The following is a 13,971-nucleotide window of genomic DNA, read 5'->3' on the forward strand; positions in this document are numbered from 1 at the left end:
GTTAATCACCTTCGATTCCCGGCGGAGCTGGCGCTTCAGCCGGTAGTTGTGTCGTATTGTCGCCCAACAAAATATGGTCGAGTATCTGGCGGGTAATGGTACCCACGGCCGGACCGGCGCCACCGTTTTCAAGGATCACCGCGACGGCTACCGTCGGGTTATTGAATGGCGCAAAGGCGGTCATTAATTTATGGTCGCGAAGATGTTCGGATATCTTATTCGCATTATAGATTTCATTGGCTTTCAAACCGTAAACTTGTGCTGTACCGGATTTGGCGGCGGCTTTATAAGGCGCGTCGGCGAAGCTCTTACGCGCGGTGCCGTTCGGGCGGTTAGCCACGCCGTACATCCCGTCTTTGGCGATTTCCCAATAGCCTGAATGCACATCACCGATCTGCGTGGTTTCCTGCTGCTGGTAGGGAACCAGCTTGCCGTCGACTTTGGTGCTTAGCAGCAAGTGCGGGGTTTTCACCGTCCCGTCATTGATGAGCGTGGTCATGGCTTTCATTATCTGGATTGGCGTTGCCGTCCAGTAGCCTTGGCCGATGCCGACCGGAATGGTGTCACCCTGATACCAAGGTTTTTTGAAGCGTTTGAATTTCCAGTCCCGGCTCGGCATGTTGCCGTTGCGCTCTTCGGACAAGTCGATACCGGAATACTGGCCATAGCCGAATTTGCCCATCCACTCCGACAGGCGGTCTATGCCCATGTCGTAAGCCACTTGGTAGAAGAAGGTATCCGCCGACTCTTCCAGCGATTTAGTGACGTTTAGGCGGCCGTGGCCCCAGTGTTTCCAGTCGCGATAGCGTTTGTCAGAGCCTGGAAGCTGCCACCAGCCTGGGTCAAACAGCGAGGTCGCCTTGGTGATCACTCCGGCGGTCAGCGCCGAGACGGCAATATAAGGTTTCACCGTCGACGCCGGAGGGTAAACCCCCTGCGTCGCGCGGTTTATCAGCGGCTTGTTCGGGTCATTCAACAGGCCGCTGTAGTCCTTGCTCGAGATACCGTCGACGAACAGGTTGGGGTCATAGCTCGGGTTGGAAACCAGTGCGCGGATGCTGCCGTCGCGCGGGTCGGACACCACCACGGCGGAACGGCTGCCGGTCAGCAACTCTTCAATATAGGTTTGCAGGGCGAGATCTATGGTCAGGTAGATGTCTTTACCAGCCTGCGGCGGCTCTTCGTGCAGCTGGCGAATAACCCGCCCGCGGTTGTTTACTTCGACTTCTTCATAGCCCGTTTTGCCATGCAGCGTGTCTTCGTAATAACGCTCGATGCCCAGCTTGCCAATGTCGTGCGTCGCGGCGTAGTTAGCCAAAATGCCGTCTTTATCCAGACGCTCTACGTCACGGTCGTTGATCTTCGAGACATAGCCAATCACGTGGGTGAGGGCTGAGCCGTAAGGGTAATAGCGGCGCTGATAGCCTTTGACTTCAACGCCGGGGAAATTGAATTGGTTAACAGCAAAGCGCGCCACCTGGACTTCGGTCAGGGCGGTTTTTACGGGAATAGAAGTGAAGCGGCGCGAACGTTTGCGCTCTTTTTGAAAGTTTTCAATATCTTCGGGAGTCAAATCGACAATAGGCTTCAAACCTTCGAGGATGGCCGCGAGGTTGTCGACTTTTTCTGGTACCAGTTCGAGCTGGTAAATCGTGCGGTTTAGCGCCAGAGGCGTGCCGTTGCGGTCATAAATGATGCCACGGCTCGGCGCTATTGGGACCAGTTTGATGCGGTTATCGTTGGAGCGGGTTTGGTAATCCTGAAAGCGAACAATCTGTAAGTTGTACAGATTGAATGCCAGCACACCGCTGAGTAGCAGAATACCTGTGAACGCCACCAGTGCACGGCGCACAAAGAGGGCTGATTCAGCCGTATAGTCGCGAAAAGGGTTACGATCTATTTTCATCCCACTACTTAATTCATGTTGCTGACATTCACCAACCGATTATTCCCGGTGGTATGGATGATTTGTGGTGATACTCCATGCACGATAAAGGCTTTCCGCCACCAACACCCGAACTAACGGATGGGGCAGGGTCAGCGGAGAGAGCGACCAGCTCTGCTCGGCTGCGGCTTTACACGCAGGTGCTAGCCCTTCAGGGCCGCCAATCAACAGGCTGACGTTGCGGCCATCCTGCTTCCAGCGCTCCAGTTGTTGGGCAAGCGTTGGGGTTTCCCAGGGCGTACCTGGAATATCCAGCGTCACAATCCTGTTGCCTTTCCCGACCGCAGCCAGCATCTGCTCGCCTTCTTTTTCAAGAATGCGTTTGATATCGGCATTTTTGCCCCGTTTCCCAGCCGGGACTTCGACCAGTTCAAAAGGCATATCTTTTGGGAAACGGTTGAGATAATCGTTAAAACCGGTCTGAACCCAGTCGGGCATTTTGGTTCCGACAGCGACGAGTTGCAGTTTCACGAATTAAGCCCAGAGTTTCTCAAGCTCATACAGCTGGCGGCTCTCTTCCTGCATGACGTGAACAATCACTTCACCCAGGTCGACAACAACCCAATCCGCCTCATTGATGCCTTTAACGCCCATGGCGTCTAAGCCAGCGGCTTTCACTTCTTCTACCAGATGCCCTGCAATAGACATCACGTGACGGCTGGAAGTGCCGGTACAGATGATCATGCAGTCAGTAATGCTGGATTTACCGATAACATCAATGGCAATGATGTCTTGTGCTTTCAGGTCATCGACTTTATCGATAACAAAATCTTGGAGCGCTTTACCTTGCAAAGGTTCCCCCTGGGGATGTTGAAACGGGTTAGCTTGATGAAAACCTTCTGCTGCATGAGCGCAAACGCTGCGTGCAGGAGAGGGCTTTCAAAAAAGAGTGTACGTCGAAATACGGAGTTAATGCCGAAAAAACACGATGAATCAAATGATTACGTTCGTTATCGCCACAGCTATACCGCAAGCCGAAATTAAGCGGCGCAGTATACCACGCGTTACCCACGGGTGATATAAACCCACCTTACTGTGACTCAAATCATTTAGTGTAAAGACTATTTGACTCAATATAGCGCTCAACGGCGTCCGGCACTAAATCGGCGAAACTTTTCCCCTCGTGCCGACGCTGGCGAATTTCAGTCGCCGAAATATCCAGCAGTGGGGTATTCGCCTGATAAATGTATCCGTGCGGGCGTTGCTTGAGTTTTGCCGCATCCTCGACGTGGTGTTGGTCATACCAACGTTGCAGCTCAGGCGTATCCAGACGTTCCGCGTAACCCGGTCTTGCCATCACCAGCAGATGACACACTCCCAGTAAATCTTCCCAGCGATGCCATTTATGCAGGGTTAGCAGCGAATCCTGGCCGATGATAAACGCCAGCGGGCGGTCAGCGCCATACTCTTTACGTAACGTTTCAAGTGTCACGATGCTGTAGGAGGGCGTATCCACTTTCAGTTCACGATCGTCGACCGAAAACAGCGAATTTCCCTGCACCGCCAGCCCAACCATTTTTAGCCGCTGCTGGGGCGAAGCCTCTGGCTGCGGGCGATGTGGCGGAACATTGTTGGGAAGTAACACCACGCGATCCAGATGGGCTTCTTTCGCCAATTGCTCAACCGGCTTGAGATGGCCGTAATGAATAGGATCAAAGGTGCCGCCAAACAGCGCCAACAGGGAGTCGCGAGATGAGGTGTCGTGGGTCATCAAAATACCTTCCTGGTTGATCACTGGCCGAGGTCGATAAAGCTCTCTGGTAATGGCTTGCCGCAGATCAGCATCGATAGGCTTTCAAGTTCAGGCCAGATGGATTGACCGTAGTCCTGTTTTAACGTGATTTCCATTTTTGTCAGCAAGTGAACCGCCTGTTGCAGCTGGCGCAAAGAGAGTCTTTGCAGGGCCTGCGTCACCAAGGTGCGGCGGTTTTGCCACACTTTATATTGGTCGAACAGGGCGCGCAGCGGCGTGGTGTCCATCTTTCTTTTCAGCGTCAGCAGCATCAGCAGTTCACGCTGCAAGGTGCGTAGCAGGATAACCGGCTCGCTATCTTCTTGCTGAAGCTGGCGCAGGATGTGCCACGCGCGTTTGCTTTTACCGGCCAACAGCGCATCCAGCCAATGGAAAGGGGTGAAGTGCGCGGCGTCGTAAACCGCTTCTTCTACTCGCAGCAGGGTCAGTTTGCCGTCGGGGTAGAGCAGGGAGAGGCGCTCAAGAGACTGGGCCAGCGCCAGCAGATTCCCTTCGTAGCAATAGCAGAGCAGCTGGTTGGCTGGCTCATCAAGCTCGAGGGATAACTCTTTGGCGCGCTTTGCCACCCAGCGCGGCAGCTGTGCCTGTTCTGGCGTCTGGCAACTGACAAATACGCCGCGATCGCTCAGGGCTTTAAACCATGCGCTGTTTTCTTGGGCTTTGGTGAGTTTTGTCCCGCGCAGCACCAGCAGAATATCGTCGTGCAGCAGCTGGGTGAGTTTCACCAGTTGCTCACCCATCGGCGCGGGTGGGCCATTTTCTGGCAAGATAAGCAGCAGGGTTTGGCGTGAAGCGAACAGACTTAATGCCTGACAGATGCTGAAGATAGCATCCCACTCGGTATGGGCATCAAGGGTAAAGGTGTAGTGTTCTTCGAAAGCCGCCGCTTGGGCCGCTTTGCGGATGCTGTCCTGACTTTCCTGGAGCAGCAGCGGATCGTTTCCACATAATAAATAACAAGCGCGCAGCCCCTCTCGGAGCTGCGCGGCAAGTTGTTCAGGATAGAGTCGAATCATGGAGCCGTAGAACTGACCGGCTTAGGCGCGAACATGTCTCGGCCTGCTGCATTTTCCGCATCCTGCTTTTTCATCTCTTCTGCCGCAGATTGGGTTGTGATAACCACCGGCTCTGCATCCTTAACGGTTTCTGCCTGCTTCTCTTTTTCAGAAGCGTGGACGGTCAACAGTTTACGGATCAGCTGCTGGGAAGCCTGCGTACGCATTTCGCTGATAATGATGTCTTGCTCGTTATCCTTCGCCAGCGCCGTCAACGGGTTGTCGAAGAACGAACGGAATACGGTCACATGGATAGGATAGAGATCCTTTCCTGGCAACAGCACCTGTGCATTAACCGTCATCTGCATTTGGTACTCAGCGGTACGGCCATCCTGGAAGATGGAGGCAGTGGCCTGATTGACAAGCTCACCCTGTAGGCGCAGAGAGGGAATATCTTTACGCTTTGAATCTTCCACAATGGTGACATTATTCAAACGCAGCTGTGTACGCACCTCACGCGCCAGTGGTCCATATGGGTCCCCACTGTCGAGTGTGATAGTTTTCATCTCATCCGGCACGTCGGTAGTACCGCGCAGGTGGAAACCACAACCCGACGTCACCAGAACTACAGCACCCAATAACAGCATCAGTATACGATGTCGCACAACCCCTCCTTGACTCAACCTACAACCAGGTTAAGCAGTTTGCCTGGAACGTAGATGACTTTACGCACAGTCACGCCATCCAGATATTTAGCGACCAGATGTTCTTGTGCAGCACGCTCGCGTACTTGCTCTTCGGTAGCATCCGCAGCAACGGTAATCTTGCCACGTACTTTGCCGTTAACTTGCACAACCACCAGTTTAGAGTCTTCAACCATAGCTTGCTCATCAGCTTGTGGCCAAGGTGCAGTATCAACGTCGCCCTCACCGCCCAGTGTCTGCCAAAGGCTGAAGCACACGTGTGGAGTGAATGGATACAGCATACGCACCACGGCCAGCAGCGCTTCTTGCAACAGCGCACGGTCTTGTTCGCTGTCTTGCGGCGCACGACCCAGCTTGTTCATCAGCTCCATCACAGCAGCAATCGCAGTGTTGAAGGTCTGACGGCGGCCGATATCATCGGTCACTTTGGCGATGGTTTTGTGCAGGTCGCGGCGTAAATCTTTCTGCGCTTCAGTCAGTGAAGCAGCGTCCAGAGCCACGGTTGCGCCTTTCTGCGTGTGTTCGAAGGCCAGCTTCCAGACACGTTTCAGGAAGCGGTTTGCCCCTTCAACGCCGGATTCTTGCCATTCCAGCGTCATTTCTGCCGGAGAAGCAAACATCATGAACAGACGAACGGTGTCCGCACCGTATTTCTCAACCATAACCTGAGGGTCGATGCCGTTGTTCTTAGACTTGGACATCTTGCTCATGCCAGCATAAACCAGCTCGCGACCTTCTGGGTCAGTGGCTTTAACAATGCGGCCTTTCTCGTCACGTTCAACAGTAGCATCTACCGGAGAAACCCAAACGCGCTCGCCGCTGTTGCCGGTGTAGTAGAAGGCGTCAGCCAGCACCATGCCTTGGCACAGCAGGCGTTTAGCCGGTTCGTCAGAGTTGACCAGACCCGCGTCGCGCATCAGTTTGTGGAAGAAGCGGAAGTACATCAGGTGCATGATGGCGTGTTCGATACCACCTACATATTGGTCCACTGGCAGCCAATAGTTAGCTGCCGCCGGGTCCAACATGCCTTGGTCGTACTGCGGGCAAGTGTAGCGCGCGTAGTACCAGGAAGACTCCATAAAGGTGTCGAAGGTGTCGGTTTCACGCAGGCCAGGCACGCCGTTGACCGTGGTTTTTGCCCACTCTGGATCAGCTTTGATTGGGCTGGTGATGCCGTCCATGACCACGTCCTCCGGCAGGATAACCGGCAGTTGGTCTTCTGGCGTTGGGATCACTGTGCCATCTTCCAGCGTGATCATTGGGATTGGTGCACCCCAGTAGCGCTGGCGTGAAACACCCCAGTCACGCAGGCGGTAGTTCACTTTGCGCTCGCCCACGCCTAAAGCAACCAGCTTATCGGCGATGGCATTGAAGCCCGCTTCGTGGCTCAGACCGTCAAATTCACCAGAATTATACAGGGTGCCTTTTTCGGTCAGCGCTGCGGCAGACACGTCTGGCTCAGTGCCGTCAGCGTTCAGAATGACCGGAACGATTGGCAGGTTATATTTAGTGGCGAACTCCCAGTCACGCTGGTCGTGGCCTGGAACCGCCATTACTGCGCCGGTGCCGTATTCCATCAAGACGAAGTTAGCGACCCAGATTGCCACTTTCTTGCCCGTCAGCGGGTGAATAGCAAACAGGCCGGTATCCATGCCGCGTTTTTCCATGGTCGCCATTTCTGCTTCGGCAACTTTGGTGTTACGGCATTCGTCGATGAAATCAGCCAGGGCCGGTTGAGTTGCCGCAGCTTGTAAAGAGAGGGGGTGACCTGCTGCAACGGCAACGTAGGTGGCGCCCAGGAAGGTGTCAGGGCGCGTGGTGTACACGGTGACTTTCTCTTCACTGTTTTCGACGTCGAAGGTGATTTCTACGCCTTCAGAGCGGCCAATCCAGTTACGCTGCATGGTTTTGACCTGCTCAGGCCAGCTTTCCAGCGTATCCAAATCGTTAAGCAGTTGATCGGCATAGGCAGTGATTTTAATGAACCACTGTGGAATTTCTTTGCGTTCCACCTTGGTATCACAGCGCCAGCAGCAGCCGTCGATAACCTGTTCGTTAGCTAAAACGGTCAGGTCATGCGGGCACCAGTTAACGGCAGAAGTCTTCTTATAAACCAAACCTTTTTCATACAGCTTGGTGAAGAACCACTGTTCCCAACGGTAGTAGTCAGGCTGGCAGGTCGCCAGTTCGCGATCCCAATCATAGCCGAAGCCCAGCAGTTTAAGCTGGTTCTTCATGTATTCGATGTTTTCGTAGGTCCACGGAGCCGGTGCAGTATTGTTTTTTACCGCAGCGCCTTCCGCCGGTAGCCCAAATGCGTCCCAGCCGATTGGCTGTAGAACGTTTTTACCCAGCATACGCTGGTAGCGGGAGATCACGTCACCGATGGTGTAGTTACGCACGTGGCCCATATGTAGGCGGCCGGACGGGTATGGCAACATGGAGAGACAGTAGTACTTCTCTTTACCAGGCTGCTCGGTAACTTTAAAGGTCTGCTTCTCTTGCCAGTGAAGCTGAACGTGTGACTCTATTTCTTCTGGGCGGTATTGCTCTTGCATGGCGGCCGGTGGTCCTGTGAGTGAAAACAGCTACGCCTGTAGCTCAAATAGTTTTAATCAAAAGATCCGCATAGCATAGCTGATAAGCGCCTGAGGCAACAACACCAAGCGCGTCGTCAGTGGGGATTTCTGCATGTTGCAGAGGGAATATTCTCAAAGTGCGAGGCATCTCGGGATATTGTCCGTACCGGATCAGTGATTTACGACTAAAATAAGTCCCATGGCTCATGACTGAATGTTCGTTCACGTCGCTTTGACTTAGGGGAAATTATGAACAATGTCGCACAGTATTATCGCCAGTTGGTCAGCTCGTTAACCGAGCGTTTGCAAAACGGCGAAAGGGATGTGGATGCCTTGGTTCAGGATGCTCGCGAAACGTTGCAAAGAGAAGGCAAGCTAACGGATTTGCAAATTGAGCAATTAACTTACTCCGTTCGTCGCGATTTGCGCGAATTTGCCCGCAGCTATACGGAAAATAGGCAGGCCGCCACTGTCGAAGATACGGAAGAAGACAGCGTCTTTATGCGCATCATTAAAGAGAGCCTGTGGAAAGAGCTGGCGGATATGACCGACAAAACCCAGCTTGAATGGAAAGAGGTGTTTAAGGACGTCAACCACCACGGGGTGTATCACAGTGGGGAAGTGGTCGGATTGGGCAATCTGGTGTGCGAAAACTGTCACTTTACGCTGGCGGTTTACACCCCGGAAGTGTTAAGCAAATGCCCTAAATGCAACGGCACCGAGTTTACCCGCAAGGCCTTTGAGCCTTAATCCCCGGCCTGTAAAACAAAAACCGCCAGCACGGGCTGGCGGTTTATTAATAGCTAAAAGCCGAGCGGATTAGTGCAGGATCTTCGCTAAGAAGTCACGAGCGCGGTCAGATTCTGGATTGTTGAAGAAATCGTCTTTATTGCGGTCTTCAACGATTTTGCCTTCATCCATGAAAATCACGCGGTTTGCCACTTTGCGGGCAAAGCCCATTTCGTGAGTCACCACCATCATGGTCATGCCTTCGTTCGCCAGTTCAACCATGACGTCCAGCACTTCGTTGATCATTTCCGGATCAAGGGCCGAGGTTGGCTCATCAAACAGCATGGCAATCGGGTCCATACACAGCGCACGGGCGATAGCCACGCGCTGCTGCTGGCCGCCAGAAAGCTGGCCGGGGAATTTATTGGCGTGAGCCGATAACCCGACGCGATCCAGCAATTTCAGGCCTTTATCTTTTGCTGCGGCTTTATCACGCTTCAAGACTTTGACCTGCGCCAGAGTCAGGTTGTCGATAATAGACAGGTGAGGGAACAGCTCAAAATGCTGGAACACCATGCCAACTTTGGCACGCAGCTGCGCCAGATTGGTTTTCTTGTCATTAACCGGCGTGCCGTTAACCAGAATGTCACCTTTCTGCACTGGCTCAAGCCCATTCACGGTTTTGATAAGCGTTGACTTACCTGACCCCGAAGGACCGCAAACCACCACAACTTCACCTTTTTTAACCTCGGTGCTGCAGTCGGTCAGCACCTGGAAGTGACCATACCATTTAGAAACATTCTTCAGTGAAATCATGAAACTGTCCTTTTCTTCAAATAACGCACCAGCAAGGAAGCGGAAAGGCTGATAACAAAATAGATAGCTCCGGCGAACAGAACCATTTCGACGAGTGTGCCGTCACGGTCGCCGATGTTAGAGGCGCTGCGGAAGAAGTCCGCCAGACCAAGCACGTACACCAGCGAGGTGTCCTGGAACAAAACAATCGCCTGAGTCAGTAGCAGGGGCACCATCGCACGGAACGCCTGCGGCAGAATAACCAGTTTCATGGCTTGCCATTGAGTCATCCCCAGCGCCAGCGCGGCTGAGGATTGGCCGCGAGCAATACTGATTATCCCGGCACGAATAATTTCAGAATAATAGGCCGCTTCGAACAGGGCGAAAGCCACCATCGCTGAAATTAAACGAATGTCGGTTTTTGGTGACAGGCCAAGTACTTTTTGCAGGAAACTTGGCACGATCAGATAGAACCACAGCAGCACCATAACCAATGGAATGGCACGGAAAATATTCACATAGGCCGTGGCGAACCAGCTGATGGGCTTGAATGATGATAGGCGCATTACCGCCAACAGCGTGCCCCAGAGGATACCCACGACGATAGCAATCGCGGTGATTTCCAGCGTGATCAGCATGCCTTGCCATAAATAGGGCAGGCCAGGGCCAATAGAACTCCAGTCGAAATCATGCATGATTATTTACCTCCCATGTTGCCCGGCAGGCGGACTTTGCGTTCTACAAAATGCATCAGCAACATGATCACTGCATTGATGAGCACGTAGGCAACAGTAATGGCAGTAAATGATTCATAGGCGTGAGCAGAGTAATCCAGCAGTTTTCCGGCCTGTGCTGCCATGTCGACCAGGCCAATGGTGGAGGCGATCGCGGAGTTCTTCACCAGGTTGACCATTTCAGAGGTCATTGGCGGAACAATCACGCGATAAGCATTCGGCAACAGCACGTAGCGATAGGTTTGCGGCAGAGTCAGGCCCATCGCTAAACCGGCGTTACGCTGGCCGCGAGGCAGTGACTGGATTGCGGCACGAACCTGCTCACAGACACGCGCTGCGGTGAACAACCCGAGGCAGATAACCGATGAGGAGAAGAACTGCACGTTTGGCGGAAGTTCTGATTTAAACCACATGCCAATGCTTTCCGGCAGCAGTTCAGGAACCACCAGATACCAGGTAAAGAATTGGACGATCAGGGGTACGTTACGAAACAGCTCAACGTAGCAAGTGCCGATACCCGAGAGGAAACGGTTGGGGACGGTACGCAAGATACCGAACAGAGAGCCGACAAAGAAAGCGATAACCCAGGCACACAGTGACAGTGCGACGGTGACCTGAAATCCATTCCAAATCCACCCAAGATAAGTGGTATTCCCGAAGGGGGCTTGTTGCAGAAAAATGCCCCAGTTCCAATCTATAGACATAAAAACTCCATAATGCGCGCGAACGCAACCCTACTGAGTGATGACGAACCAATCCCATGCTGAGTGACGCAAAAAATGCGAGGTGGGGAACGACCACCCCGCATTCCGGTCTTGCTGCCTTTTCAGGCTGTCATCACAAGGCTGGTGGGCCAGCCCTTTATTTCCCCGCGGCAATTGGTAAATCACGTTGGGGCCTTCCCGTCTGTCTTATTATCTGACTACGAAACTTACAGCGCTTTGTCGTTAGGCGCTTTGAACAGAGCTTGCATGTCGTCTGACAGTTCGAAGTTCATGTTCAGGTTCTTTGGAGGAATAGGCTGCTTGAACCATTTATCAAACCACTTGGCGGCTTCGCCCGAGGTCTGGGTTTTAGCGATGGTGTCATCGACCAGCGTTTTAAAGCCGGCGTCATCTTTACGCAGCATACAGCCGTAAGCTTCTTTGGATTGAGGCGTGCCGACGATGGTCCAGTCATCAGGCTTTTTAGCTTTAGCACGTTCGCCAGCCAGCAGAGCATCGTCCATCATGAACGCCACTGCGCGGCCGGTTTCCAGCGTACGGAAGGAGTCCCCGTGGTCTTTTGCGCTGATGATGCGCATGCCCAGTTTCTTCTCTTCGTTCAGCTTGTTGAGCAGGATTTCAGAGGTAGTCCCTGAAGTCACCACCACGGTTTTGCCTTTCAGGTCATCGAAATCTTTAATGTCAGACCCTTTTTTCACCAGCAGGCGGGTGCCGATGATGAAGATAGTGTCAGAGAAAGCCGCTTGTTGCTGGCGTTCTACGTTGTTAGTGGTTGAGCCACACTCAAAATCGTAGGTGCCGTTTTGCAGCAAAGGAATACGGTTTTGCGAGGTGATTGGCATCAATTTGACTTGCAGATTAGGCAAGTTCAGCTTTTTCTTCACCGCCTCAACGATAGCGTTGGAGTAGTCCTGAGAGTAACCCACCACTTTTTGATTATTGTCGTAATAAGAAAATGGCACAGAAGACTCACGGTGACCGACGACAATAACGCCGTTATCTTTGATTTTCTTCAGGGTACCGTTCAGGTCTTCTGCATGGGCTACGCTACTTGCTGCCAGGCCTGCCAGCAGTACCGATAACGCCAATTTGCGCATTTGCATTGTCCAACTCCTTTGCTGTCGTTAAAGATCCACACCGAGGGATCAGGAAGCACTTATGAATCGTAAAGCTCATAGCCAATTCGAACTTACTCAGCATCGAAAATAGCTGAATGTGAAGATAATGAAACCACAATGTTTCTTTTTTGAGACGAGACACGCACCAAATCAATGCAAGAAAACATTCATGCACCGCGTATGAGTATGTTTTTTAAACGTTTGGTTCCACTATGGTGCACCGTCTTAGTAAAAATAAGTAAAAGCATAGCTTTCATAGAGATAAAGCAATAAACGTGCCAGTGGGGTATTGATTAGGAGAATTTATGGCAAAAAAAACGGGCGCCGTTTGGCACCCGTAGAGGAGGTATTGCGAAGCTTATTGGCGTTTATGTCGCTGATTCAAGAACAGCGAGATGCCCGCCAGCAGCAGCGTGAGGATCCACGTCGGCCACCAGCCAAAGCGTGCATAAGGCGTGATGCCGGTGGTTGGCGTCACTTCCACATTCAGCACCTGACGAGTAAATTGCGGTAATTCAGCAATCATATCGCCATTGGCGTCTACCGCCGCCGTCACGCCATTGTTGGTGCTACGCAGCAGAGGGCGGCCCAATTCCAAGGCGCGCATGCGGGCCATTTGGAAGTGCTGCCACGGACCGATTGAGTGACCGAACCAGGCATCATTAGAGATCGTCAGCAGGAAATCAGTATCAGGCTGGAAGTTATCCCGCACTTGCTCGCCGAAGACGATTTCATAACAGATGGCGGTGGTCAGATTCATCCCGCTAACCATCAGCGGCTTCTGCACATAGGCGCCGCTGCTCAGACCGGACATTGGCAGGTCAAAGAACGGGGCTAACGGGCGCAGAATGGCCTCCAGCGGAACAAATTCGCCGAAAGGCACCAGATGGTGTTTATCAAAACGGTTGCTGTCCGGGTAGCGATAAGGCTTATCGCCGCCAAGTACAATGGCGCTGTTATACACGTGCATATCCTGACTGGTGCGACGCGCGTCAATGATGCCGGTCACCAGCTGGGAGCCATGCGAACGGTACAGGTCATCCATCATGGTCAGGAACTGCTGCTGGTCAGATTCAATGTCCGAAATCGCTGATTCCGGCCAGATAATCATCTTCGCTTTACCCAAATAAGGCCGGCTAAGGTCCATATAGGTTTGCAGCGCGCTGACTAAGGCTTTCGGGTCCCATTTCATGGACTGCGGGATGTTGCCCTGCACCAGCGCCACGTCGACTTTCTTCTGCTCTTGCGGTTGATACCAATGCACGCCGCGCAACGACAGAGGCAATAGCAGCAAGGCGAAAGCCACCACTGCCGCAATAATCTTGCGCTGATAGACCGCGTAAACCAGCAGGCCACTGATGGAGGTGAGCAGCAGGGTAATGCTGTCGACCCCGGCAATAGGGGCCAGGCCTTTCAGCGGGCCATCAATTTGGCTGTAGCCAAACTGCAGCCATGGGAAGCCAGTGAGCACCCAACCGCGCAGAAACTCGGTGATTTGCCACAGGGCAGGGGCGGCCAGAGCCAGCTTCCACCAGGTGGTTTTCGGCCACAGTCGCGCCAGCAAGCCGGCGAACAGCATAGTATAGAGCGACAGGTAGCACGCCAGCAGCACCACTAAAAAGAGGTTGATGGCTTCCGGCATGCCGCCAAAGGTGGCGATGCTGACGTACACCCAGTTTACTCCGCTGCCGAACAGACCCATCCCCCAGAAGAAGCCTATCCACGCAGCCTGAGCCGGACGGCGATCCAGCGTTAGCGCGAATAAACCAAACAGGGAGACCAGTGCCGCGGGCCAGTGATCGTAAGGGGAGAAGGCCAGGGTGCCACAGGCACCGAATAAGAGCGCCAGCAGGATGCGAACCCGCTGGCGTTGGTATAAAGAGGCAATTGCCAT

General features: G+C 53.1%; 13 protein-coding genes. 1 reads left to right on the forward strand and 12 read right to left on the reverse strand.

Annotation, left to right across the window (positions count from 1 at the left end; genetic code table 11):
* Nucleotide 1: 1 nt before the first annotated feature.
* The 7 genes from mrdA to leuS all read right to left on the reverse strand — a co-directional run bounded on the left by mrdA (nucleotide 2) and on the right by leuS (nucleotide 7,955).
* The gene (gene mrdA, locus V2154_RS05065; RefSeq protein ID WP_353501329.1) at nucleotides 2-1,906 is read right to left on the reverse strand and encodes a peptidoglycan DD-transpeptidase MrdA; all 1,905 of its coding nucleotides are present in this window, start codon (nucleotides 1,904-1,906) and stop codon (nucleotides 2-4) included.
* 39 nt (nucleotides 1,907-1,945) lie between these two features.
* Nucleotides 1,946-2,416: a 23S rRNA (pseudouridine(1915)-N(3))-methyltransferase RlmH gene (rlmH, locus tag V2154_RS05070; RefSeq protein ID WP_034788360.1), complete on the reverse strand. Its 471-nt coding sequence runs from the start codon at nucleotides 2,414-2,416 to the stop codon at nucleotides 1,946-1,948.
* A 3-nt stretch (nucleotides 2,417-2,419) separates the two neighbouring features.
* The gene (gene rsfS, locus V2154_RS05075; protein WP_100937776.1) at nucleotides 2,420-2,737 is read right to left on the reverse strand and encodes a ribosome silencing factor; all 318 of its coding nucleotides are present in this window, start codon (nucleotides 2,735-2,737) and stop codon (nucleotides 2,420-2,422) included.
* Nucleotides 2,738-2,990: 253 nt separating this feature from the next.
* Complete coding sequence (gene nadD, locus V2154_RS05080) at nucleotides 2,991-3,656, reverse strand: nicotinate-nucleotide adenylyltransferase (protein ID WP_353501330.1); 666 nt, start codon at nucleotides 3,654-3,656, stop codon at nucleotides 2,991-2,993.
* 20 nt (nucleotides 3,657-3,676) lie between these two features.
* Nucleotides 3,677-4,714, reverse strand: coding sequence for a DNA polymerase III subunit delta (gene holA, locus V2154_RS05085; RefSeq protein ID WP_353501331.1), 1,038 nt, complete (start codon nucleotides 4,712-4,714; stop codon nucleotides 3,677-3,679).
* A complete protein-coding gene (gene lptE / locus V2154_RS05090; protein ID WP_353501332.1) occupies nucleotides 4,711-5,358 on the reverse strand; it encodes an LPS assembly lipoprotein LptE in 648 nt (215 codons plus the stop codon). The genes holA and lptE overlap by 4 nt, the downstream gene beginning before the upstream one ends.
* Before the next feature lie 14 nt (nucleotides 5,359-5,372).
* Nucleotides 5,373-7,955, reverse strand: a complete 2,583-nt coding sequence (gene leuS / locus V2154_RS05095; RefSeq protein WP_353501333.1) for a leucine--tRNA ligase — start codon at nucleotides 7,953-7,955, stop codon at nucleotides 5,373-5,375.
* Between the two features lie 267 nt (nucleotides 7,956-8,222).
* Between leuS and V2154_RS05100 the strand changes: the two genes are divergently transcribed.
* Nucleotides 8,223-8,726 carry a zinc ribbon-containing protein gene (locus V2154_RS05100; protein ID WP_236942800.1) on the forward strand — a complete coding sequence of 168 codons (504 nt, stop codon included), beginning with the start codon at nucleotides 8,223-8,225 and terminating at the stop codon, nucleotides 8,724-8,726.
* A gap of 69 nt (nucleotides 8,727-8,795) precedes the next feature.
* Here the strand turns inward: V2154_RS05100 and V2154_RS05105 are convergent, their stop codons facing one another.
* The 5 genes from V2154_RS05105 to lnt form a co-directional block, all read right to left on the reverse strand.
* Nucleotides 8,796-9,521, reverse strand: a complete 726-nt coding sequence (locus tag V2154_RS05105; protein ID WP_353501334.1) for an amino acid ABC transporter ATP-binding protein — start codon at nucleotides 9,519-9,521, stop codon at nucleotides 8,796-8,798.
* Nucleotides 9,518-10,195 (reverse strand): glutamate/aspartate ABC transporter permease GltK, encoded by a 678-nt coding sequence (gltK, locus tag V2154_RS05110; RefSeq protein ID WP_353501335.1) that lies wholly within the window; start codon nucleotides 10,193-10,195, stop codon nucleotides 9,518-9,520. Before gltK ends, V2154_RS05105 begins: the two co-directional genes overlap by 4 nt.
* 2 nt (nucleotides 10,196-10,197) lie before the next feature.
* Nucleotides 10,198-10,938 (reverse strand): amino acid ABC transporter permease, encoded by a 741-nt coding sequence (locus V2154_RS05115; protein WP_353501336.1) that lies wholly within the window; start codon nucleotides 10,936-10,938, stop codon nucleotides 10,198-10,200.
* A 227-nt stretch (nucleotides 10,939-11,165) separates the two neighbouring features.
* Entirely contained in the window at nucleotides 11,166-12,062 is an 897-nt protein-coding gene (locus tag V2154_RS05120; protein WP_353501337.1) for an amino acid ABC transporter substrate-binding protein, read from the reverse strand.
* A gap of 373 nt (nucleotides 12,063-12,435) precedes the next feature.
* Nucleotides 12,436-13,971, reverse strand: coding sequence for an apolipoprotein N-acyltransferase (gene lnt, locus V2154_RS05125; protein WP_353501338.1), 1,536 nt, complete (start codon nucleotides 13,969-13,971; stop codon nucleotides 12,436-12,438).

This window comes from Ewingella sp. CoE-038-23 (assembly GCF_040419245.1).
In the GTDB taxonomy this organism is placed as follows: domain Bacteria; phylum Pseudomonadota; class Gammaproteobacteria; order Enterobacterales; family Enterobacteriaceae; genus Ewingella; species Ewingella allii.

Coding starts and splice junctions, on each gene's coding strand:
- mrdA (WP_353501329.1), bottom strand. CDS start 1,906: ATGAAAATAGATCGTAACCCTTTTCGCGACTATACGGCTGAATCAGCC.
- nadD (WP_353501330.1), bottom strand. CDS start 3,656: ATGACCCACGACACCTCATCTCGCGACTCCCTGTTGGCGCTGTTTGGC.
- holA (WP_353501331.1), bottom strand. CDS start 4,714: ATGATTCGACTCTATCCTGAACAACTTGCCGCGCAGCTCCGAGAGGGG.
- leuS (WP_353501333.1), bottom strand. CDS start 7,955: ATGCAAGAGCAATACCGCCCAGAAGAAATAGAGTCACACGTTCAGCTT.
- V2154_RS05105 (WP_353501334.1), bottom strand. CDS start 9,521: ATGATTTCACTGAAGAATGTTTCTAAATGGTATGGTCACTTCCAGGTG.
- gltK (WP_353501335.1), bottom strand. CDS start 10,195: ATGCATGATTTCGACTGGAGTTCTATTGGCCCTGGCCTGCCCTATTTA.
- V2154_RS05115 (WP_353501336.1), bottom strand. CDS start 10,938: ATGTCTATAGATTGGAACTGGGGCATTTTTCTGCAACAAGCCCCCTTC.
- V2154_RS05120 (WP_353501337.1), bottom strand. CDS start 12,062: ATGCAAATGCGCAAATTGGCGTTATCGGTACTGCTGGCAGGCCTGGCA.
- lnt (WP_353501338.1), bottom strand. CDS start 13,971: ATGGCAATTGCCTCTTTATACCAACGCCAGCGGGTTCGCATCCTGCTG.